Source organism: Bradyrhizobium sp. DN3 (genome assembly GCF_041357655.1).
In the GTDB taxonomy this organism is placed as follows: Bacteria; Pseudomonadota; Alphaproteobacteria; order Rhizobiales; family Xanthobacteraceae; genus Bradyrhizobium.
Window position 1 is genome coordinate 41,288 of record NZ_JAULLN010000024.1, and the last position, 23,605, is coordinate 64,892.

The window sequence follows — 23,605 nt, forward strand, 5'->3', positions numbered from 1 at the left end:
TCTTCCTGGCCCCTGACGTAGTAGAATCCTCGAAATCAGTTCCACGCCGGGTCCTGCCATGATCTTCCGCCAGCTCTTCGACAGCGTTTCGGGCACCTACAGCTATCTCGTTGCGAGCCGTCCAGGCGGCGAGGCGCTGATCCTCGATCCCGTGCTGGAGAAGGTCGATCGCTACTGCCAGCTGCTGCGCGAGCTCGACCTCAAGCTTGTCAAGGCGGTCGACACCCATCTGCACGCCGACCACGTCACCGGTCTCGGCGAGCTGCGCGACCGCACCCATTGCATGACCGTGATGGGCGATCAGACCAAGGCCGACGTCGTCGCCATGCGCGTCGCCGACGGCGACAAGGTGACGATCGAGGGCCTGTCGCTCGACGTGATGTACACGCCCGGTCACACCGACGATTCCTACTCCTATCTAATGGGCGACCGCGTCTTCACCGGCGACACGCTTCTGATCCGCGGCACCGGCCGCACCGATTTCCAGAACGGCTCATCGCGCGCGCAATACGACTCGATCTTCAACCGCCTGCTCAAGCTGCCGGACGAGACGATGGTGTTCCCGGCGCATGACTACAAGGGCGACACCGTCTCCACCATCGGCGAGGAGAAGCGCTACAATCCGCGGCTCCAGGTGCGCTCGGTCGACGAATATATCGAGCTGATGGCCAATCTGAAGCTGCCCAATCCGAAGATGATGGATGTGGCGGTCCCCGCCAACATGCATGTCGGCCTGCATCAGGAGGAGCTCGAGAAAGAGGGCCGCGTGCTCAGCGCGATCGAGGCGATCCGCATCCTCGGCCGGCCCGACGTCCTGCTCGTCGATCTGCGCGAGAGCAACGAGCGGATGAAGCACGGCATGCTCGAAGGCGCGCTGCACACGCCCTATCAATCCGTGGAGGAGAGCCTCAAGCCCGGCGGCATGCTGCGCGAGGTCGCGGCCGCCACCGGCCGCCGCGTCGTGTTCTTCTGCGCCTTCGGCGAACGTTCGGCGATGGCGGTGGCCGCCGCCAAGGAAGCCGGCCTTTCCAACACCGCCCATATCGCCGGCGGCCTGGATGCCTGGAAGAAGGCGGGCGGGCCGGTGATGCACTGAACGGCCGCCCCTTCTTGCGATAGGTCAGGTACCGCACATATTTTCCGGATAGGATCGGGTGCAGCATCACCATCCGGAACCAGTCATGGCCAAGACCGGCAAGCCGAGCCAGCCGCCCAAAATCGCGGACGACAGGACGCCGAGCGACAAGGCGAAAAAGCCCCCGCCGCCGCGCGAGATCGACGACGACTACGAGGACGGCGACATCGCAACGCCGAAGCGCGACCGCTACGGGCCAGACGACGAACCGTTGTGAGGGCGGTGCTGGCAGATTGAGTTTGACGGCGCACTGGCGCCACACCCTCCGCCGTCGTCCTGGCGAAAGCCAGGACCCATTACCCCAGCGCGGAATGGTAGGGCGAGCAAGCAACTCCGAATCTTCGTCAAACTGCTCCCTGGGGTAATGGGTCCTGGATCGGCGCTCCGCTCCAGACAACGCTGCGCGTTGTCAGGAGCTGCGCTTGTCCAGGACGACGATAGGGAGGCGTTCTCACGTCCACCGCCCGCACTACCTGCCATGCGCCTGCGTTCATGGACAAATAACCGCTCTGCCCGATAGTTTGCGCCTCCCTTTCGGACGCAAGACGGAACTGCAATGGTCGATGTTCTCGCCGCAGCGCAGCAAGGCAAGGCGGACAGCGCGCTGCGCACGCTGACGGGGATTTCGATCGCGCATTGGGTCAGCCATTTCCATCTGCTGGTGCTGCCGATGCTGTTCCCGTTCCTCAAGAGCCAGCTCGGCGTCGGCTATATCGAGCTCGGCTTCGCCCTCACCGTATTTGCGGTGGTGTCGGGATTGACGCAGGCGCCGACCGGCTATCTCGTCGATCATTTTGGCGCGCGGCGAATTCTGCTGGCCGGGCTCGCGCTCGGCGGCGTCGCGCTGATCCTGCTCGGCCTGCACCTCAGTTACGCCTCGCTGATCGCCTGCGCCGTGCTGCTGGGCCTCGCCAACAGCGTCTATCATCCGGCCGATTACGCGATCCTGGCCGAACACATGGACGAGGCGCGCATGGGCCGCGCCTTTTCGATCCACACCTTTGCCGGCTTTCTCGGCGGCGCCGTCGCACCGGCTATCGTGGCGGCGCTCGTCACATTGTCCGGTGGCACTGGGGCGCTGATCGCCTCGGGCGCGATCGGTGTTGCGGTGGCGTTGCTGCTGATCGCCATGAACATTCCCGACGCCGGCGCGCATAAGAAGAAGCCGGGCAACGCGAACGCGCCAAAACAGGCCGTCATCACGCCGGCGCTGATCACGCTGACCGCGCTGTTCATGCTGCTGAGCCTGTCGGTCGCCGGCATCAACAATTTCGGCGTGGTGGCGCTGATGAGCGGCTACGGCGCCTCCTACTCCGCCGCCAACATTGCGCTGACGGCGTTCCTTGGCGCCAGCGCCATCGGCGTGCTCGCAGGCGGTTTCCTCGCCGACCGGACCGAGCGGCACGGCCAGGTCGCTGCGGCCTGCTTTGCCGCGAACGCGGCAATCGTGCTGCTGATCGCACTCGCTACGCTGCCGGGCTGGGCTCTCACCACTGCCATGACGGCCGCGGGCTTCCTCAGCGGCGTGATCGCGCCCTCGCGCGACATGCTGGTCCGCAATGCCGCGCCTGCCGGCGCTGCCGGGCGCGCCTTCGGCATCGTCTCCACCGGATTCAATCTCGGCGGCATCATCAGCCCGTTGCTGTTTGGCTGGATCATGGACCAGAGTGCGCCGCACTGGGTGTTCGGCGCCTCCGTGATCTTCATGGTCGCGACGGTGGTGCTGTCACCGTTCACGGAGCGGAAGCGGCAAAGCGATTCGTAGCGACAACTATAACTGTCGTCCCGGCGGAGGCCGGGACCCATACGCACGAAAGTAGTTATGGTGCGGGTTGGTCATTGCCAGCCATCGCCAAACTGGAAGTCGTGGTTATGGGTCCCGGCCTTCGCCGGGACGACAGCAACAACAAAACAAAACGGGAAGAAACACCATGAACACCCCTGATCTCGTGATCCGCGGCGGCACCGTTGCGGATGGGCGCGGCGGCGAATTGTTCGAGGCCGACGTCGCCATCACCGGCGGCAGGATCAGCGAGGTCGGAAAGGTTTCGGCCAAGGGCAAGGAGGAGATCGACGCGCGCGGCAAACTGGTGACACCGGGTTTCGTCGACGTGCATACCCATTACGACGGGCAGGTCACCTGGAGCCAGGACATCACGCCGTCGTCGCAGAACGGCGTCACCACCGCGATCATGGGCAATTGCGGCGTCGGTTTTGCGCCCTGCAGGCTTGATGACCACACCCGCCTGATCCAGCTGATGGAAGGTGTCGAGGACATTCCCGAGCCCGTGCTGAGCGCCGGGATTCCCTGGGCCTGGGAGAGCTTTCCGGACTACATGGACTGGCTCTCCAAGCGCGATTTCGACATCGACGTCGGCGCGCAACTGCCGCATGCGGCGCTGCGCGTCTATGTCATGGGCGAGCGCGGCGCCCGCCGCGATCCCTCGACCGCCGAGGACAACGCAGCAATGGCGAGGCTCGCGGGCGAGGCGGTGCGCTCCGGCGCGCTCGGCTTCTCGACCTCGCGCACGCTCAATCATCGCACTTCGACCGGCGATTTCACCCCGACACTGAAGGCGGGCGAGGACGAGCTCACCGCGATCGCCGGCGCGATGCATCGGCAGGGCCGCAGCGTGCTGCAATTCGTGCTCGATCTCTCCACCATCCATGAAGACCTGCCGATGATGCTGCGGGTGGCGGATGCCACCAAATGCCCGATCTCATTCTCGATCACCCAGAACGACAAGGCGCCGCAGCGCTGGCGCCAGACGCTGGACGAGATCAATGCGGCCGCACAGCGCGGCCTCTCCATCACCGCGCAGATCGCGGCGCGCCCGGTGGGCCTGCTGCTCGGGCTCGAGCTGTCGCGCAACCCGTTCCAGACCCATCCGAGCTACCAGGCGATCGCGCATCTGCCGCTGCAGGCGCGCCTCGCGCGGCTGCATCAGAGCGACGTGCGCAAGGCGATCCTGAGCGAGACGGCGACGGCGACCGACGATCCGCTGTTCTTCCGGCCCAACTACGACAAGATGTTCCTGCTCGGCGATCCCCCTGATTACGAGCAGCCGCCGGAAAATGCGCTCGGGCCACAGGCGCGCAAGCAAGGCCGGCAGCCTGAGGAGCTCGCTTACGATGCGATGCTGTCGGACGAGGGCCGCGGCATGCTGTACGTGCCCTTCCTCAACTATTCGGACGGCAACTTAGATGCGACGCGCGAGATGCTGATCGATCCGCAATCGGTGCCCGGCCTGTCCGACGGCGGCGCGCATTGCGGCATCATCTGCGATGCCAGCTTCCCGACCTATCTGCTGACGCACTGGACGCGGGACCGCAAGCGCGGCGAGAGACTGTCGATCCCGTTCGTGGTCGCGGCGCAGTCGCGCAAGACCGCGCTCTCGGTCGGCCTCACCGATCGCGGATTGATTGCGCCCGGCTACAAGGCCGACGTCAACGTGATCGACTACGACCGCCTGCATCTGCATCCGCCGAAGGTGCATTACGACCTCCCGGTCGGCGGCCGGCGGCTGTTGCAGGATGTCGACGGCTACGAGGCGACGATCGTGTCGGGCGTGGTGACGCGGCGGCACGGCGAGGCGACGGGACGGCGACCGGGGAAATTGATTCGAGGGGCGCAGGGGGTCGATTAGCGACGGTGATTGCTGGCTTACCCTCCCCTGGAGGGGGAGGGTCGGCTCACATTGAGCGCAGCGAAATGTGAGACGGGGTGGGGTGACAGTCTCTCCACGTCGAACAGTGTTGCTCGTGGAGAGATCACCCCACCCCGCTCGCGCTTCGCGCGATCGACCCTCCCCCTCCAGGGGAGGGTGAGAGAGAGCCCCCCTTACGTCGGCGATACCGCGCTCTTCAGCGCGCCCGCCTTCGGGGCGGCACCGCGCGTCAGCCTGGCGCGTTCGGTGTTCGGCCAGAGCAGGAGCAGACCGAGCAGGCCGGAGCCGACCATGATCGCGGCGTTGATGGTGAAGCCGGTCATGTAGCCGTCGAGCATGCTGCCGGCGTGCTGGATCACGGTGCCCATCACGGCGGGTGCGATGATGCCCGAGAGCGTATAGAGCGCGCCGTAGATCGCGAGGATGGCGCCGCGCTGCGAGGTCGGCGTGAACTCGCCGAGCATGGGCGGGCAGACGACATAGATCGCGCCGCACAGGCCCGTTCCGACCACGAGCAGCGCGAGCTGAAGGCCGGCGCCCTGGACATGCGGCATCGATGCCAGGATCAGGCCGCCGACGACCAGCGGCACGGAGCCGAGCACACCACGAGCGACGCGCGTGGTCGAGCCGCGGACCATCATCAGTTGCGAGATCCAGCCGGTCAGGATCACGATGGTGGCGCCGAAGATCCAGGGCAGGGTCGAGATCCAGCCAGCCTGGCTCTGCGAGAAGCCGAGGCCCTTGATGATGAACGGCGTGAACCAGGTCAGTCCGAGCGACAGCGCCCAATAGGCGCCGAAGGTGGCGGCGACGCAGCCGAGGAAGGTGCGCGAGGTGAGAAGCTGAATGTAGGGAATCTTCGTCTCGGCAGCCGCGAGCGCCTGCGTGTCCTCCAGCGGGCCTTCCTTGGCGAGCGCGAGCCAGGCACAGACCCAGATCAGGCCGATGACGCCGAGCGCGCCGAAGGCGTAGTGCCAGGAATGGTTGACGATGATCCAGTTCAGCGCCGGCACCGCGATGATCACGCCGAAGGCCGAGCCTTGCGACAGGATCGCGGTGGGCAGCGTGCGCTTCTCGTCGGGGAACCATTTGTAGATGGCGTGCGCGGCGACCGAGAAGGCCGGACCTTCGCCGGCGCCCAGCACGATGCGGCAGATCAGGAGCGTCGTGAAGGAGACGGTGCCGACCATCGGAAACTGCGCCAGCGCCCAGACCACCGCGAGCGCCAACAGCACCCAGCGCGTCGGCACCTTGTTGACGATGAAGCCGACCACGATGGCCGAGATCGAGAACAGGAAGAAGAACGAAGAGCCGAGCAGGCCGAATTGCTCCGGCGTGAGCTTGAGGTCCGCCATGATCGGCACGCCGGCGAGGCCGACGACGATCTTGTCGGCGAAGTTCACCAGCATGAACAGGAACAGGAGAAAAGTGATGGTCCAGGCGCCCTTCGGCGTCCCGGTCGGCTTGCTCGCCGCGGACGGCGTTCCCTGAGCGCTCATAAATCTCCCCGTTTATGTCTTTGCGGCACTTTTTTGATTTGGCCGTCTTGGGAGCTAACAACGGGTTCGAGACCAACGCAACCCGGCATTTCCGCAGCAAGTGTGCTACGCAGCATTCTTACCTCTCCCCACCGGGGAGAGGTCGATTTGCGCAGCAAATCGGGTGAGGGGTTCAGGTCCCACGACAGGCCTTAACCCCTCACCCGCGCCTTCGGCGCGACCTCTCCCGACGGGAGAGGTGAAAAAAATGGCAGGCCCGTGCTGAGCATCAAGAATCTATCCAAGACCTTCTTCTCGGCCGGCGAGCCGGTCCACGTGCTGCGTGGCGTCGATCTCGACCTCCGGGCCGGCGAGCGCGTCGCGCTGACGGGAGAATCAGGCAGCGGCAAGAGCACGCTGCTGCACCTCATCGCCGGCCTCGATGCTGCCGATGGCGGTTCGATCCGGCTGGTGGATATCGAGGTCACCAAGCTGTCAGATGCAGGACGCGCGGAGCTGCGACGCGACCGGATCGGCCTTGTGTTTCAGCAATTCAACCTGATCCCGAGCCTGTCGGTCGCAGACAATCTCGCCTTCCAGGCCCGGATCGCGGGCCGGCATGATGCGGCCTGGACGAAAGAGCTGATCGAACGGCTCGGACTTGGCAGCCTGCTCAAACGTTATCCAGAGCAATTATCGGGCGGACAGCAGCAGCGGGTCGCGATCGGCCGGGCGCTGGCCACAAAGCCCTCGCTGCTGCTGGCGGACGAGCCGACCGGCAATCTGGACGAAACCACCGCCGAGGATGTGCTGGCGCTGACGCGCGATCTCGTGGCGCGCACCGGCTGCGGCTTCCTGATGGTGACGCACAGCCTGCATCTGGCAGCAACGCTCGACCGCCATCTCACTTTGCATGGGGGGCGCATCGCATGAGGCGCGCGCTGTGGGTCCTCGCCGTACTGCTGAGCCATTGGCGGCGCCACAGGATGCAGTTCGCAACGCTGCTGATCGGACTGATCGCGGCGACCGCGCTGTGGAGCGGCGTGCAGGCGATCAACCAGCAGGCCCGCAGCGCCTATGACCGCGCCGCCGCAACCTTTGGCGGCGTTCGCACCGCGATGCTGGTGGCGCCTGATACCGCGACCTTTTCCCAAGAGCTGTTCATAAGACTCCGACGCGCGGGCTGGCCGGTCTCCCCGGTGCTGGAGGGAAGGGTCCAGATCAATGGACACACGATGCGGCTGCTCGGCATCGAGCCGGTAACGCTGCCGGCCGACGTCGGCAATGCACCGCGCCTTGGTGCATCTGATTTGAGCCGCTTCGTTGCGCCGCCGGGCCAGACGCTGGTGGCGCTGGCCAATTTGCAGGAGCCGGAAGGCGCGGCGCCGGCGATCAGCAGCGGCGCGAAGTTGCCGCCACTGCGCGTGCTGCCGCAGCTCGTGCCCGACGTGCTCGTGGTCGATATCGGCGTGGCGCAGCGGCTGCTCAACAAGCCGGACCAGGTGTCGCGGCTCCTGCTCGGCACGGCGAAGGGCAAGCCCGCGCCGCTGCAAAGCATCGTTGGCGATCAATTGCAGCGGGTCGAGCCGAATGCGGAGACGGAGCTGGAGCGCCTCACCGACAGTTTTCACCTCAATCTCACCGCCTTCGGTCTGCTGTCGTTCTTCGTCGGGCTCTTCATCGTCAACTCGGCCGTCGGCCTCGCCTTCGAGCAGCGGCTGCCGATGCTGCGGACATTGCGCGCCTGCGGCGCCTCGGCGCGGCTGGTCAACACGGTGCTGGTGGTCGAGCTGGTGGTATTGGCGCTGGTCGCCGGGCTGATCGGGCTCGTCTGCGGCTATTTCATCGCGGCCGCGCTGTTACCCGACGTCGCAGCGTCGCTGCGCGGGCTCTATGGCGCGCAGATCCCGGGGCAGCTGACGCTGCGTTCCGAATGGTGGCTGGCCGGTATCGGCATCAGCATTGCCGGCGCGCTGGTGGCGGCGGCGACCAGCCTGATCAAGGCGATCAGGATGCCGGTGCTGGCAACGGCTCAGCCGCGCGCCTGGCAGCAGCAGCAACGCCGCTGGCTGATCCTGCAAAGTGCTGCGGCGTGCATGGTGTTCGCGATCGCGCTGCTGCTGCTTCACTATGGGCAATCGCTGATCGCCGGCTTTGGCGTGCTGGCGGCGCTGATGTTCGGCGCGGCGCTGATCCTTCCGGCCTTTCTCGAACTCATCCTGCTCGTCGGCCAGCATTTTGCGCGTAAGCCGCTCGCGCTGTGGTTCTGGGCCGACAGCCGGCAACAACTCTCCGGGTTGTCGCTGGCGCTGATGGCGCTGCTGCTCGCGCTCGCCGTCAATGTCGGAGTGTCCACCATGGTGGAGACGTTCAGCCGGACCTTCATCGGCTGGCTCAATGGACGCTTGGCCGCCGACGTCTACATCAGCGCGTCCGACAATGCGCAAGGTGTTGCGATCCGGAACTGGCTGCGCGAGCGTAGCGACGTCCAGGCGATCCTCTCGGGCGGACGTGCGGAGGCGCATGTTCAGGGCCAGCCGGTGGAATTGCTCGGCCTGCCCGATCACGCGCTCTATCGCGAGCGCTGGCCGCTCTTGGAAGCCGCGCCGCGTGCCTGGACCCGGCTCGTGCCGGGCAATGCCGCCTTCATCAGCGAGCAATTAAGCCGCCGGCTGAACGTCCGCGTCGGCGACGTCTTAGAGGTGCCGGCGCCGGGCGGGACCTGGGAGCTCGACATCGTCGGCATCTATGCCGATTACGGCAACCCCAAGGGACAGCTCGCCGTCAATGTCGCGGCGCTGATCCGGCATTTTCCGCAGACGCCGCAGACGCGGATCGGGCTCATCGTCGCGAAGGAGAATATCTCCGGCCTGATCGCGGCCCTGCAGACGCAGTTTGCGCTCGACGATCGCAGCGTTGCCGACCAGGCGACGGTGAAGGCGGAATCGATTCGCATCTTCAACCGCACCTTTGCGGTGACCTCCGCGCTGAATGCCTTCACCCTAGGCGTCGCCGGCATCGCTCTGCTCACGAGCCTGCTGACGCTGGCCAATTCCCGCCTGCCGCAGCTCGCGCCGCTGTGGGCGATCGGGCTCACGCGGCCGCGCCTTGCCGCGATCGAGCTGACCAAGACGCTGTCGGTTGCGCTGTTCACATCGCTGCTGGCGGTGCCGCTCGGCTTGTTGGTGGCGTGGTGCCTGATCGCGATCGTCAATGTGAAGGCGTTCGGATGGCGGCTGCCGTTCCATGTGTTTCCGCTGCAGCTGGCCGAGCTGGTCGCGGTCGCGCTGCTCGCCTCGCTGATTGCCGCGCTACTGCCGATGCTACGGCTGGCACGGATGCAGCCAGCGAACCTCGTCAAGGTGTTCGCCAATGAGCGCTGATCGGATCTCACGGCGTGCGTTCGCCGGCGGCATCGCCGCACTCGCGCTTGCAGGCCGCGCACGCGCACAGGGCTATGCCGGGCTCGGCGAAACCGCTGATGGCTTTGCCAAGGTGACGCCGGGGAAGGTCTTCAGCTTTCCGAGCGATCACGGGCCGCATCCGGAATTTCGCATCGAGTGGTGGTATCTCACGGCGAACCTCGTCGATAGCAGCGGCGCGGCTTGCGGCCTGCAATGGACGCTGTTCCGCCAGGCGGCGCGGCCGGGCCCGCAAGCCGAGGGCTGGGGCAATCAGCAGGTGTGGATGGGACATGCGGCGGTGACGCGCGCCGACACCCATCGCTTCAACGAGACGTTTTCACGCGGTGGCGTGGGGCAGGCCGGCGTCACGGCCAAGCCGTTCGATGCCTGGATCGACGATTGGGAGATGAAGGGTCTCGAGCGCGCCGACGATCGCACGCTGGCGCCGCTGACGCTGAAGGCCTCCGCCATCGACTTCAGCTACGCACTGACGCTGGAGGCCGACCGTCCGGTGGTGTTGCAGGGCGACGGCGGCTACAGCCGCAAGTCCGAGCGTGGGCAGGCGTCCTACTATTACAGCCAGCCGTTCTACCGCGCGCGCGGCACGCTCACCATCGATGACAAGCAGGTCGAGGTGTCAGGCCAGGCCTGGATGGACCGCGAATGGAGCAGTCAGCCGCTCGATGCCGACCAGACCGGCTGGGATTGGCTGTCGCTGCATCTCGCATCCGGCGACAAGCTGATGCTGTACCGGCTGCGGCAGAAGGACGGCCAAAACTATCCGTTCGGCAATTGGATCAACGCCGCCGGCGAGACGCAGATGATTGCAGGGAGCGAAATCCAGATGATGCCGAAGGCAACCGCAGACGTTGCGGGACGCAAGCTGCCGGTGGAATGGCAGATCGCAATTCCCTCGCGATCGTTCTCGATCCTGTGCAAGCCACTCAATCCAAGAGCCTGGATGGGGACCGGCTTCTCCTATTGGGAGGGACCGATCAGCTTTGCCGGCACGCATGACGGCGTTGGCTATCTCGAGCTGACCGGCTATTGAAGCGCGATCTCTGCGAAGGAACCAACGATGTATCATCTCACCGCCCTCGTCACGCTGCTGGCGATCGCATTTTATTTCTTCACCTGTATCAACGTCGCGCGGTCGCGCGACAAGACCGGCGTCAAGGTGCCGGCGATGTCGGGCCATCCGGATTTCGAACGCGCCTTCCGCATCCAGATGAACACGCTGGAATGGATGCCGATCTTCCTGCCGGCGCTGTGGCTGTTCGCGACCTATATCAGCGACGCCATCGCAGCCGGCATCGGCGTCGTCTGGATCATCGGCCGCTTCGTCTATTTCGTCGGCTATTCCAAGGCGGCGGCAAAGCGCAGCCCGGGATTTGCGATCCAGAGCCTCGCCGCCATCGCGCTGTGGGCGGGCGCGTTGGGGGCGGTGGTGTTGCGGCTGGTGTAGCCCAACCACGGCCGTCGTCCCGGACAAGCGCGCCCCAAGCGCGCGCCGATCCGGGACCCATAACCACAGAAAGTGGTTTAGCGCGAGTCGATCACTCCGAGTCCCTGTAACCACTTCTGCCTGTGGTTATGGGTCCCGGATCGGCGCTCCGCTCCCGACAACGCTGGCGCGTTGCCAGGGCTGCGCTTGTCCGGGACGACAGCGAGGGTGTGGTGCTCGCTGTGACCCTTCTCCCTACTTCGTCAGCGGGCAGCCGCTTTCCTTGGCGGTGAAGAAGGCCTTGTCGCCGGGGACAGTGGCGAGCAGCTTGTAATAGTCCCAGGGCTTCTTCGATTCCGAGGGCTTCTTGACCTCGAACAGGTACATGTCGTGGATCATGCGGCCGTTCTCGAGCACCTTGCCGCCTTGCGCGAAGTCGTCGTTGACCGGCAGCTCCTTCAGCTTCTTGGCGACCGCGTCCGGATCCTTGGTGCCGGCGGCCTTGACCGCCTTAAGATAGCTCAGCGTCGCCGAATAGGTGCCGGCGTGGATCATGCTCGGCATCCGCCCGGTGCGCTTGAAGAAGCGTTCGCCGAGATTGCGGGTCTTGTCGTTGAGATCCCAGTAATAGCCCTCGGTCAGCACCAGGCCTTGCGCGGCCTGAAGCCCGAGGCCGTTCACCTCGGCGAGCGTCATCAGGAGGCCCGCAAGCTTCTGGCCACTGGCGACGATGCCGAACTCAGACGCCTGCTTGATCGAGTTGGTGGTGTCGAGACCGGCATTGGCGAGGCCGACGATCTTCGCCTTCGAGCTCTGCGCCTGGAGCAGGAAGGAGGAGAAGTCCGACGAGTTGAGCGGCACGCGCACCGAGCCGACCACCTTGCCGCCGTTGGCGGTGACGATCTCGCTGGTGTCCTTTTCCAGCGCGTAGCCGAAGGCATAGTCCGCGGTGAGGAAGAACCAGGTGTCGCCGCCGGCCTTGGTCAGCGCACCGCCGGTGCCGACCCCGAGCGCGCGGGTGTCGTAGGCCCAGTGGAAGCCATAGGGCTGGCAGGCATCGCCGGTGAGGCGCGAGGTCGCGGCGCCGACCACGATGTCGATCTTCTTCTTTTCCTTCGAGAGCTCATGGATCGCGAGCGCGACCGAGGAGGTCGTCAGCTCCGTGATCATGTCGACGTTCTCGACGTCGTACCAGCGCCGCGCGATCGAGCTGGCGAGATCCGGCTTGTTCTGGTGGTCGGCGGTGACGAGCTCAATCTTGTGGCCGAGCACCTCGCCGCCAAAATCCTCGATCGCCATCTTGGCGGCCTCGACCGACCATTTGCCGCCGTAGTCGGCATAGACGCCGGACTGGTCGTTGAGGATGCCGATCTTGACGCCCTGCGCCGAGGCAGGCACCGCCAACAATACGGCAGACGCAGCGGCCACCAAAAATGCTGATTTCATATGTTATCTCCCGACAGTCTTCTGTTGTGAAATCGCGCGGATAGTAGTGAAGAACCCCACGCGTGCCCATCCATTTCGGCGTAGGCCGTTAGTATGGGCGCGCGCTCCACAGAAATGATGTCGTCCCGGACAAGCGCGCTTCAAGCGCGCGTAGATCCGGGACCCATAACCCCAGGGAGCAGCTATCGCGCGCAGCTGGTCACCGCGAGTCTTCGCCAAACTCGATCCTGTGGCTATGGGTCCCGGATCTGCGCTTGCGCTTGTCCGGGACGACAGCGTGATTGTGGCTACGCTGATGGACTCCCGACGATGGTCAGCCCGCGACCTCCGCCTTCTTATCCCGCCGCCCCTCCGCCAGGTTGCGTACCACCACGTAGAAGATCGGCGTGAACAGAAGTCCGAACAGGGTGACGCCGATCATGCCGAAGAACACGGCGACGCCGACGGCCTGCCGCATCTCCGAGCCGGAGCCGCTCGAGATCACCAGCGGCAAGACGCCCAGGATGAAGGCGAACGACGTCATCAGGATGGGCCGCAGGCGCAATCGGCAGGCCTCGATGACGGCCTCGAGCCGCGGCTTGCCTTCGTTCTCGATATCGCGCGCAAACTCGACGATCAGGATCGCGTTCTTTGCCGCCAATCCCACCAGCACCACGAAGCCGATCTGGGTGAGGATGTTGACGTCCTGCCCCATGATGCGCACGCCGATGGTGGCAGCGAGCAGGCACATCGGCACGATCAGGATCACCGCGAACGGCAAGGTCCAGCTGCCATATTGGGCGGCGAGCACGAGATAGACGAACAGCACGCAGATCGGAAACACGTAGAGACCGGCATTACCGCCGGTGACCTGCTGATAGGACAGGTCGGTCCATTCGAAGCTGAAGCCACTCGGCAGCGTGTCGTCCGCGAGCTTCTTGATGGTGTTGAGCGCGGTGGTCGAGCTGGTGCCCGGCGCCGGCTCGCCCTGCAATTCGGACGCCGCGTAAAGATTATAGCGCGCGACGCGGTCGGGACCCGACACATCCCTAAACTCGACCACACTGCCGAGCATCACCATGTCGCCGGAGGCGTTGCGCGTGCGCAGGCGTGCGAGATCGCTGGGCTCCTTGCGGTAGGGGAAATCGGCCTGCGCGGTGACGTGGTAGGTGCGGCCGAACAGATTGAAGTCGTTGACATAGGTCGATCCGAAATAGGTCTGGATCGTGTCGTTGATGTTGGAGATGGGAACACCGAGCTTCTGCGCCTTGGTGCGGTCGATGTCGACGAAGAGCTGCGGCGTGTTGGCCGTGAACGGCGAGAACACCGAGGTGAGACTTGGCGCCTTGCGCGCGGCGGCGACCAGCTCGTCGGTCGCGGCTGCCAGCATTTCAGGCCCGCGACCCTGGCGGTCCTGGACGCGGATGGTGAAGCCGCCGCCTGTGCCGATGCCGGGCACGGCCGGTGGCGGAATCACGATGATGAACGCGCCCTGGATCGCGGACAGGCGCTTGCGCAGCTCGGCCGTGATGGCGTTGGCGGACAGCCCCTTCTTCAGCCGCGCCTCCGGTTCGTCGAACACTGGAAACAGCGCCGCCGCATTGCCGGCCTGAGTGCGGGTGGCGCCGGAGAAGCCAGCGAAGGCCGCAACGCGGACGATACCCGGCGTATCCAGCGAGATGCGCTCGATCTCGCGCACGACCTCGGTGGTACGTGCCAGTGACGCCGCACCCGGCAACTGTACAGAGATGATGACGTAGCCGCGATCCTGCGCCGGAATGAAGCCCTGCGGCGTGGTCACGATGAGCCAGCCGGCGCTGCCGATCAGCACGACGTAGATCAGGAGCATCACAACGGAGTGGCGGATCACGAAATTGGCAAGACCGGCATAACCATGCGCCAGCCGCTCAAACACGCGGTTGAAGACGCCAGTGAAGGCATCCCAGCCCCGCGCAATGACGTTCCAGGCGGCCGGCGGCTTCTTCTCTTCGTGCGGCACCAGGATCTGCGAGGCCAGCGCCGGCGACAGCGTCAGCGAGCAGAAGCAGGAGATCGCAGTCGCGACCGCGATGGTGACGGCGAATTGCTGGAAGAATTGGCCGGAAATGCCGCCCAGGAACGCGGTCGGCACGAACACCGCGCAGAGCACCAGCGCGATCGAGACCAGCGCGCCACCGACCTCTTCCATCGTCTTCAGCGCGGCGTCGCGCCGGCTCATGCCGTGCTCGAGATGCCGCTCGACATTCTCGACCACGACGATGGCGTCGTCGACCACGATACCGACGGCGAGCACGAGGCCGAACAGCGTGAGATTGTTGATGGAGAAGCCCAGCGCCGCCATCACCGCGAAGGTGCCGACCAGCGACACCGGTATCGCGATGATCGGGATGATCGCGGGCCGCCATCCCTGCAGGAACACCAGCACGACGACGACCACGAGCAGCATGGCCTCGTAGATAGTCTTGATCAGCTCGTGGACCGACTGCGCGATGAACTCGGTCGGGTTGTAGCCGATATTGTAGTCAAGTCCGCGAGGGAAGCTCGCCTTGAGCTTCGTCATCGTGTCGGAGATGTTTTTCGCCGTCGCGAGCGCGTTTGATCCGGGCCGCTGGGTCACCAGCATGGCCACCGCCGATTTGCGCAGCAGGAAGCTGTTGGTGGAATACGCCAGCGCCCCTAGCTCGATGCGGGCAACGTCGCGCAAACGAACGACCCGGCCGTCGGAGCCGGCCTTGATCAGGATGTCCTCGAACTGCTTCTGATCCTTCAGGCGTCCCGTGAAGGTGAGATTCGGCTGGAAGGCGCGGTCGGCGATCGGCGGCTCGGCGATCTGGCCGCCGGCGATCTGCAGGTTCTGGGCGCGGATCGCCGCGAGCACCTCGGCCGAGGTCAGGCCGAGATTGGCGATCCGGTCAGGATCGAGCCACAGTCGCATCGAATAGTCGCGTGCGCCAAAGATCTGGATGTCGCCGACGCCGTCGAGACGCAGCAGCTGGTCGCGGACCTGGAGCAGCGCATAATTGGAGATGTAGAGCTGGTCGAACGTGTCGTCCGGCGACAGCATGAACACGACCATCAGGATGTCGGGCGAGTTCTTGCGCGTGGTGACGCCGTTGCGCTGCACTTCCTCCGGCAAACGCGGCTGCGCGATAGCGACGCGGTTCTGCACCAGCACCTGGGCCTTGTCGAGATCGGTGCCGAGCTTGAAGGTGACGGTGATGGTGAGCTGGCCGTTCGAGGTCGCCTGGCTGTAGAGGTACAGCATGTCCTCGACGCCGTTGATCTCCTGCTCGATGGGAGCTGCGACCGTGTCGGACACGGTCTGCGCGGAGGCGCCGGGATATTGCGTGGTGACGACCACGGTGGGCGGCACCACTTGCGGATATTCGGAGACCGGCAGCGTGGTGTAGGCGATCGCGCCGACGATCAGCAGCACGATCGACAGCACCATCGCCAGGATGGGCTGGTTGATGGAGAGGCGGCCAAGATTCATGACTTGCCACCGGCCGGGGCTTGCGCGGTCTGCGGGGCGACCTTGGCGCCGACGCGGGCGCGCTGGATGCCATTGACGATGACGCGGTCCTCCGCCTTCAACCCTTCGCGGATCACGCGCAGGCCGTCATCGAGCGGCCCGAGCACCACAGGACGCGCCTCGACCGTGTCATCGGGCTTCACCACGAACACGATCTTGCGGGACTGGTCGGTCGCGATAGCGACGTCCGGAATCAGCAGCGCCTCATAGGGCGCGCTGCCGATCAGGCGGACACGCCCGAACTGGCCGGGCAGGATCGACAGGTCGGTGTTCTTGACCACCGCGCGGCTGCGCAGCGTGCCGGTCGAGACATCGAGGCGGTTGTCGAGGAAGTTCACGGTGCCCTCATGTGACGGCTTGGTTTCACCGGCCAGCGTCACCTGCACCGGGTTCGCGGTGTCGCGCGAGCTTGGGCGCCGCCCCTCGAACCACAGCTTGCTGTATTTGATGAAAGTCGCCTCATCCATGTCGAAATAGATGTAGATCGGATCCAGCGTGACGATCGAGGTCAGCAGCGTCGAAGCGCCGTTGTCGCTGCCCTGCACGAGATTGCCGGGACTGACGAGGTGGCGGCTGACGCGACCGGTCAGCGGCGCCGTCACATGCGTGAACTCGATGTTGAGCTTGGCGGCCTTCAGCGCGCCCTCGGCCTGCGTCTCGGCGGCATGTGCGGCCTGCAAGGCCTGGCGGCGCTGATCGACGACCTGCTCCGAGACCGCGCTGGTCTGCACCAGGTTGAGGCCGCGGTCGAGCTCGCGCTTGGCAAGCTCCACTTTGGCCCGCGCGTCCGACAGCTGACCCTCTGCCTGCGTAGCCACCGCCTCGAACGGACGGGAGTCGATCACGTAGAGCAGATCGCCCTGACGCACGATGGCGCCGTCCTGGAACTCAACCGAGTTAACGAAGCCGCCGACGCGGGGGCGCACCTGCACCTCCTCGACCGCCTCGAAGCGACCGGTGAACTCGTCCCAATCAGTGACAGTGCGCTTGACCGGTTGGGCGACCGTCACCGGCGCCGGCGGCGGGGCAGCGGCCTGTGACGCCAGCTTGTCGCAGCCGGACAGGGCGAATGCCGCGGCAAGAAGCCCGGCAATTGCGCTGTGCTGAACGAAATCGTGCTTTTTGACAAACTGCTCGCTTCCGTCCGGTCCAGTCATCCGAGGTCCTCGCATAAAAGCCGCGGAAAATGCGGGATAAGCGCCCACTCGCGGGGGACACAACATGGGCGGCAATGATGAACTCTTCAAGACCAATGCACGCGCAATGCCCGGCCGCATGCCCTGACCGGATGGCGGGTTGACAGGGGGATTAGCCGGCCGCGCACGCGATGATTAGCGGGCGGAATTCGATTGGACTTATTCGCGGGGCTCATGAATGGAGGAGGCGAGGTCCACGCTGCGTTCACCCTCCCCTGGAGGGGGAGGGTCGATCGCGCGCAGCGCGAGCGGGGTGGGGTGATCTCTCCACTCGGGCGCTGTTCATCGCGGAGAGACCGTCACCCCACCCCGGCACACATTTTCGCTTCGCTCAATGTTAGCCGACCCTCCCCCTCCAGGGGAGGGTTAAGAAGAGGCCCAGCGTCTTCGCGCATGACGGGCCGCAACTGCTCGTCTAGACTACCCCCTACAAAAACAAGACGAATTGTCCGGGGAGGACAAGCGTGCACCAGGGACGTGTCGTTTATGGCGCGATCGAGGAGGTCGTGTTCGGCCATCCTGCAGCAGAAGCCATCGTCGCGCAGATGGACCGGCTGGGAACGCGCCGCGCCTTCCTGATGGTCTCGGGCACGCTCAACCGGCAGACCGACGAGATCACGAAGATCAGGGAGGCGCTCGGCGAGCGCTGCGCCGGCCTGTTCGACGCCATGCCGGCGCATACGCCGCGCGAGGCGGTGATCGCCGCCACCCATGCGGCGCGCGAGGTGAATGCCGACCTGATCGTTACCGTCGGTGGCGGCTCCATCACCGACGGCGCCAAGGCGGTGCAGCTTTGCCTCGCCAATGGCATCGACGATATCGGCGGCATCGAGCGCATCCGCGTGCACAAGGGTGTTGCGCCCGAGATGACCGCGCCAAGCGTGCGGCAGATCAGCGTGCCGACCACGATCGCCGGCGGCGAGTTCAGCGCGATTGCGGGCGTCACCGACCGCAGCACGCATGTGAAACAGATGCTGCGGCATCCGCTCATGGTACCGCGCGCGACCATCCTCGATCCCGCCATCACAGTGCACACGCCGGAATGGCTGTTCCTGTCCACCGGCGTCCGCGCCGTCGACCATTGCGTCGAAGCGATCTGCTCGCCCGAGACACACCCCTATGCCGACGCGCAATCGGTGAAGGGCCTCGCCATGCTCGCCGACGCGCTGCCGCGGGTGAAGGCCGATCCTGCCGATCTCGACGCGCGGATGGATGCGCAGATCGGTACCTGGCTGTCGATGGGCGCACTCGCAGCGGGCGTACCGATGGGCGCGAGCCACGGCATCGGCTACGCGCTGGGCGCGGCCTTCGACGTGCCCCACGGCTACACCTCCTGCGTCATGCTGCCGGCGGTGATGCGCTGGAATGCGCCCGACAATGCCGAGCGCCAGATGATCGTCGCGGCCACCATGGGCTTTCCTGGCCGAGATGCCGCCGACGTGCTCGATGCCTTCATTCGCTCGCTCGGCATGCCGCGCAGCCTCGCCGAGGTGCGCGTGTCGCCGGAGCATTTCGACGCCATCGCCGCACAGGCGATGCGGACGAATTGGATCCCGCACAATCCGCGCAGGATCGACAGCCCGGCGCAAGTGCGTGAAATCCTGCTTCTTGCCGCATGATCCAAAAGCCGGAGGACTGATGTACCCAGGTCAGCATGCCCGCCTACATCCGCTCCAGCCTGCCTTCATCATGGCGGCGACGGGCGAGACCGTTACCTATCGCGAGCTGGAGGCGCGCAGCAACCGCCTCGCGCATCTGTTTCGCAGGCACGGCCTGAACCGGCTCGATCATTATTCGATCTTCATGGAGAACAATTCGCGCTATCTCGAGGCCTGCGGCGCGGGCGAGCGCTCTGGCCTCTACTACACCTGCATCAACTCCTTCCTGACACCGGGCGAGCTCGCCTATCTCCTCGTCAACAGCCAATCCAAGATTCTGATCACGTCGGTGGCGAAGCTCAACATCGCGCGCGAGGCGATCCAGGCCTGCCCCGACGTCAAGCTCTGCATCGTCGCCGATGGCCCGGGCGAGAGCGACCGCATCGTCGGTCTTGCGGAGGTGACCGCCGATCTGCCGACGACGCCGATCGCAGACGAGTGGCTCGGCACCGCCATGCTGTATTCGTCGGGCACGACCGGACGGCCCAAGGGCATCCTGCGGCCGCTGCCGGAGGAGCCGCCAAGGCACAATCTGCCGCTGTTCGATTTCCTGACGAAACTTTGGCACTACCGCGAGGGCATGGTCTATCTGTCGCCGGCGCCGCTCTATCACTCTGCGCCGCAAGCTGCCGTGAACCTCACGATCCGTATGGGCGGCACCGTGATCATCATGGAGAGTTTCGATCCGGAGCGTTACCTTGAGCTCGTCGAGCAATGGGGCATCACCCACACCCAGCTGGTGCCGACGATGTTCTCGCGCATGCTGAAGTTGCCGGAGGCGATGCGCAACCGCTACGACCTGTCGTCGCTGGAGATCGCGATCCACGCCGCGGCGCCCTGCCCGGCCCTGGTCAAGGACGACATGATCAAATGGTGGGGCCCGATCATCCATGAATATTACGGCGCCACCGAGGGCCTCGGCTTCACTGCCTGTAACAGCGAGGAGTGGCTCGCCCATCGCGGCACCGTCGGCAAGGTGCTGCTCGGCGACCTCCACATTCTCGACGAGAACATGAGGGAATGCCCGACCGGCACGCCGGGCCAGGTCTGGTTCAAGACCGCCTCGCCGTTCGAATATTTCAACGACCCCGAGAAGACCCGGGAGGCGCGCTCGGCCGACGGCAGCATGAGCACGGTCGGCGACGTCGGCTATGTCGACAAGGACCGCTTTCTCTACCTCACCGATCGCGCGACCTTCATGATCATCTCCGGTGGCGTGAACATCTACCCGCAGGAATGCGAGAATCTGCTGATCACCCACCCAAGGGTCGCCGACGCCGCGGTGTTCGGCGTGCCCAATGCCGATCTCGGCGAAGAGGTGAAGGCGGTGGTGCAGCCGATACCGGGCGTGGTGCCGGGCCCTGCGCTGGCGGAAGAGCTGATCGCGTTCTGCGCAAAATCGCTGTCGCGGCAGAAGGTGCCGCGCTCGGTCGATTTCGAAAAGGAATTGCCGCGGCTACCGACGGGGAAGCTGTACAAGCGGTTGCTGCGGGATAGGTACTGGGGGAACAAGGCATCGCGGATCGTGTGAGGCGCAGCCACACTCAGCCGTCGTCCCGGGGCGCGACGAGGTCGCCGGGACCCATAGCCAAAGGGAACAATCGTCGCGCGAGCAGGCAACTCCGAGTCTTCGCCAAACCACTCCCGGTGGCTATGGGTCCGGGATCGGCGCGCGCTTCGGGCGCGCTTGTCCGGGACGACACCGGAGTTTGTTGATGTGGCTTGCGCCCCAACATCGATACAGGAACCGTCCTTTCGCACCTGCACTCTCACATCGTGAGAGAATGAACCCTGCGGCCTTCCGTCATCCGAATTGTCGAGAGCGTGGACGGCCTTGCCGGTTGCCTCCCTCCACGCCCATCGCTATCGTCCCCTCAAACAGGCCAAAAGGCCGATGTCCAGGGAGGACGAGGATGCGGAGCGTGCGGGCGCTCGCCGCGACGGCGGCGCTATCTTTGCTGGCGTTTTCGACCATTGCGCTTGCCGGCGAGCCCAAGCAGGGCGGGATCCTGCGGATGTATCATCGCGATAGCCCGGCCAATGCGTCCATCCTCGAGGGCGCGACCTATTCGATCAACGTGCCCTTCATGGGGGTGTTCAACAATCTGGTCATCTATGACCAGCACATCGCGCAGAACAGCCCTGATACCCTGAGGCCAGAGCTGGCCGAGAGCTGGTCCTGGAGCGGCGACAACAAGAAGCTGACCTTCAAACTGCGCCAGGGCGTCAAATGGCATGACGGCAAGCCGTTCACCTCGGCCGACGTCAAATGCACTTTCGATCTCCTGATGGGCAAATCGCAGCAGAAGCTGCGGCAGAATCCGCGCAAGGCCTGGTACAATGAGGTCAACAACGTCACGCCGAACGGCGATTTCGAGGTCTCCTTCGACCTGAAGCGGCCACAACCGTCGCTGCTGGCGATGCTCGCATCCGGTTATACGCCGATCTACCCCTGTCACGTCTCGCCGGCCGACATGCGCACCCATCCGGTCGGAACCGGCCCGTTCAAGTTCGTCGAGTTCAAGGCCAATGAATCGATCAAGCTGACGCGAAACCCGGACTACTGGAAGAAGGGCCTGCCCCATCTCGACGGCATCGAGTACACGATCATCACGAACCGCTCGACCGCGATCCTCGCCTTCGTCGCCGGCAAGTTCGACATGACCTTCCCGACGCACATCACGATCCCGCTCCTCAAGGATATCAAGTCACAGGCGCCAAACGCGATCTGCGCAGTCGAGCCGACCAACGTTTCGACCAACATCATCGTCAATTCGACTTCCGCGCCGTTCGACAACATCGACATCCGCCGGGCGATGGCGCTCGCGCTCGACCGCAAGGCCTTCGTCGACATTCTGTTCGAAGGCCAGGCCGATATCGGCGGCACCATGCTGCCGCCGCCGCAGGGCATCTGGGGCATGCCCAAGGACAAGCTGGAGACCATTCCAGGCTATGGCCCGAACGTGAACGCGAACCGGGAGGAGGCGAAAAAGCTGATGCAGAAGGCCGGCTACGGCCCCGACAAGCACCTCGCCGTGAAGGTCTCGACACGCAATCTCGCGGAATATCGCGATCCCGCGGTGATTCTGATCGACCAGCTCAAGAGCATCTATATCGACGGCGAGCTCGACGTCGTGGAAACCGCGAACTGGTTCCCGAAGGTCGCACGCAAGGATTATATGCTCGGCCTGAACCTGACCGGAAATTCCGTCGACGATCCCGACCAGTCATTCTACGAGAACTACTCTTGCGGCTCGGAGCGGAACTACACCAATTATTGCAACAAGGAGATCGAGAAGCTGTTCGACGTGCAGTCGCAGGAGATCGACGTTGGCAAGCGCAAGCAGCTGGTCTGGGACATCGACAAGAAGCTGCAGGAGGATGTCGCCCGCCCAATCATCTTCCATGCGCGGGCCGGCACCTGCTGGCAGCCCTATGTCAAGGGGATCACGATCATGTCGAACAGCTCTTATAACGGCTTTCGCTATGAGGACGTCTGGCTCGACAAGTAACGCGGGCGGCTGAGGCGTTCGACAGGAGGCGGTGCATGTTTGCCTATCTGGTGCGACGCCTGTTCCTGATGCTCGTGACCCTGTTCGGGATCTCGATCGTCATCTTCTTCCTGCTGCGCGTCGTCCCCGGCAACATCGTCGACATCCTGTTCGCCGCGGCCGGCTATGTCGATCCCGCCGACAAGGCCAATCTGGAGAAGGAGCTCGGCATCGACCAGCCGTTGATCGTGCAATATTGGCACTGGATCAGCGGTCTTCTGCGCGGCGACTTTGGTTATTCCTACGTCTCGGAGAAGCCGGCGCTTCAGGAGATCCTGCCGCGGATTCCGATCACGGCGCGGCTTGCTGGCCTCGCGCTGTTGTTCTCGGCGTCCATCGGCATCCCGCTCGGCGTCATCAGCGCCGTGAAGCAGGGCACTCGACTCGACTATGCGCTGCGTGTCGTCAGCCTCAGCGGATTGTCGCTGCCCTCGTTCTGGCTCGGCCTTTTGATCCTCACTGCGTCGGTGGCGATGTTCGGCCAGATGCCGATCTTCAATCCCAATCCGCAGACGTGGCTCGAGGCGTTTGCCACCTATGCCGTGCCGGCGGCCGCCGTTGGCTTCCGCAGCGCCGCGCTGACCATGCGCATCACCCGCTCCTCGATGCTGGAGGTGCTGCGGCAGGATTATATCCGCACCGCCCGCGCCAAGGGCGCATCCGACGCCGCCGTGAACTATCACCACGCACTGAAGAATGCGATCCTGCCTGTGATCACCGTGATCGGCATCGAGGCGGCATTCCTAATCGGCGGTCTGATCGTGACCGAGACCGTGTTCAACATCCCCGGCGTCGCCCGCTTCCTGGTCGAGGCGATCCGCTGGCGCGATTATCCGATCGTGCAGAACCTCGTGATGTTCATCGCGGTCGTGGTCGTGTTCGCGAATTTCACCGTCGACATGCTCTACGCGGTGTTCGACCCGCGGATCAGGTACACGGATTAGCCACATGATGTTTGCCCGCTCAGCGCATGCGCATTCTTCGCCTCTCCCCGCCTGCGGGGAGAGGCCGGATCGCATCGCTAGATGCGATCCGGGTGAGGGGGACTCTCCGCGAGTCCAACTCTCACCTCCCCCGCGGAGAGCCCCCCTCACCCCGACCCTCTCCCCGCAAG

Annotated in this window: 16 protein-coding genes; 12 read left to right on the forward strand and 4 right to left on the reverse strand. The window is 64.8% G+C overall.

Annotation, left to right across the window (positions count from 1 at the left end; all coding sequences use genetic code 11):
• Positions 1 to 58: 58 nt before the first annotated feature.
• From AAE027_RS29830 to AAE027_RS29845, 4 genes are all read left to right on the forward strand, one after another.
• Positions 59 to 1,096, forward strand: coding sequence for an MBL fold metallo-hydrolase (locus AAE027_RS29830; protein WP_370990405.1), 1,038 nt, complete (start codon positions 59 to 61; stop codon positions 1,094 to 1,096).
• A gap of 85 nt (positions 1,097 to 1,181) precedes the next feature.
• Entirely contained in the window at positions 1,182 to 1,352 is a 171-nt protein-coding gene (locus AAE027_RS29835) for a hypothetical protein (RefSeq protein WP_370990406.1), read from the forward strand.
• 339 nt (positions 1,353 to 1,691) lie between these two features.
• On the forward strand, positions 1,692 to 2,900 hold the full coding sequence (locus AAE027_RS29840; protein WP_370990407.1) for an MFS transporter: 1,209 nt from the start codon (positions 1,692 to 1,694) through the stop codon (positions 2,898 to 2,900).
• A gap of 166 nt (positions 2,901 to 3,066) precedes the next feature.
• Positions 3,067 to 4,782, forward strand: a complete 1,716-nt coding sequence (locus AAE027_RS29845; protein WP_370990408.1) for an N-acyl-D-amino-acid deacylase family protein — start codon at positions 3,067 to 3,069, stop codon at positions 4,780 to 4,782.
• 194 nt (positions 4,783 to 4,976) lie between these two features.
• On the opposite strand, the gene AAE027_RS29850 is transcribed toward AAE027_RS29845, so the two are convergent.
• Positions 4,977 to 6,302 (reverse strand): MFS transporter, encoded by a 1,326-nt coding sequence (locus AAE027_RS29850; protein WP_370987492.1) that lies wholly within the window; start codon positions 6,300 to 6,302, stop codon positions 4,977 to 4,979.
• Positions 6,303 to 6,560: 258 nt separating this feature from the next.
• Between AAE027_RS29850 and AAE027_RS29855 the strand changes: the two genes are divergently transcribed.
• Genes AAE027_RS29855 through AAE027_RS29870 form a run of 4 tightly spaced genes read left to right on the forward strand, consistent with a single transcriptional unit; the run spans position 6,561 to position 11,150 of the window.
• A complete protein-coding gene (locus tag AAE027_RS29855) occupies positions 6,561 to 7,214 on the forward strand; it encodes an ABC transporter ATP-binding protein (protein ID WP_091887183.1) in 654 nt (217 codons plus the stop codon).
• Positions 7,211 to 9,664, forward strand: a complete 2,454-nt coding sequence (locus AAE027_RS29860) for an ABC transporter permease (protein WP_370987493.1) — start codon at positions 7,211 to 7,213, stop codon at positions 9,662 to 9,664. Before AAE027_RS29855 ends, AAE027_RS29860 begins: the two co-directional genes overlap by 4 nt.
• A complete protein-coding gene (locus AAE027_RS29865; RefSeq protein WP_370987494.1) occupies positions 9,654 to 10,736 on the forward strand; it encodes a lipocalin-like domain-containing protein in 1,083 nt (360 codons plus the stop codon). The genes AAE027_RS29860 and AAE027_RS29865 overlap by 11 nt, the downstream gene beginning before the upstream one ends.
• A 27-nt stretch (positions 10,737 to 10,763) precedes the next feature.
• A complete protein-coding gene (locus tag AAE027_RS29870; RefSeq protein WP_370987495.1) occupies positions 10,764 to 11,150 on the forward strand; it encodes an MAPEG family protein in 387 nt (128 codons plus the stop codon).
• 234 nt (positions 11,151 to 11,384) lie between these two features.
• On the opposite strand, the gene AAE027_RS29875 is transcribed toward AAE027_RS29870, so the two are convergent.
• From AAE027_RS29875 to AAE027_RS29885, 3 genes are all read right to left on the reverse strand, one after another.
• The gene (locus AAE027_RS29875) at positions 11,385 to 12,575 is read right to left on the reverse strand and encodes an ABC transporter substrate-binding protein (protein ID WP_370987496.1); all 1,191 of its coding nucleotides are present in this window, start codon (positions 12,573 to 12,575) and stop codon (positions 11,385 to 11,387) included.
• Positions 12,576 to 12,888: 313 nt separating this feature from the next.
• On the reverse strand, positions 12,889 to 16,047 hold the full coding sequence (locus AAE027_RS29880) for an efflux RND transporter permease subunit (protein ID WP_370987497.1): 3,159 nt from the start codon (positions 16,045 to 16,047) through the stop codon (positions 12,889 to 12,891).
• Positions 16,044 to 17,243 carry an efflux RND transporter periplasmic adaptor subunit gene (locus tag AAE027_RS29885; RefSeq protein ID WP_370987498.1) on the reverse strand — a complete coding sequence of 400 codons (1,200 nt, stop codon included), beginning with the start codon at positions 17,241 to 17,243 and terminating at the stop codon, positions 16,044 to 16,046. Before AAE027_RS29885 ends, AAE027_RS29880 begins: the two co-directional genes overlap by 4 nt.
• Before the next feature lie 503 nt (positions 17,244 to 17,746).
• Between AAE027_RS29885 and AAE027_RS29890 the strand changes: the two genes are divergently transcribed.
• From AAE027_RS29890 to AAE027_RS29905, 4 genes are all read left to right on the forward strand, one after another.
• Positions 17,747 to 18,901, forward strand: a complete 1,155-nt coding sequence (locus AAE027_RS29890) for an iron-containing alcohol dehydrogenase (protein WP_370987499.1) — start codon at positions 17,747 to 17,749, stop codon at positions 18,899 to 18,901.
• 19 nt (positions 18,902 to 18,920) lie between these two features.
• Positions 18,921 to 20,471, forward strand: coding sequence for an AMP-binding protein (locus AAE027_RS29895; RefSeq protein ID WP_370987500.1), 1,551 nt, complete (start codon positions 18,921 to 18,923; stop codon positions 20,469 to 20,471).
• A 382-nt stretch (positions 20,472 to 20,853) separates the two neighbouring features.
• Entirely contained in the window at positions 20,854 to 22,452 is a 1,599-nt protein-coding gene (locus AAE027_RS29900) for an ABC transporter substrate-binding protein (protein ID WP_370987501.1), read from the forward strand.
• Positions 22,453 to 22,487: 35 nt separating this feature from the next.
• Positions 22,488 to 23,435, forward strand: a complete 948-nt coding sequence (locus AAE027_RS29905) for an ABC transporter permease (RefSeq protein WP_091887160.1) — start codon at positions 22,488 to 22,490, stop codon at positions 23,433 to 23,435.
• Positions 23,436 to 23,605: the final 170 nt, after the last annotated feature.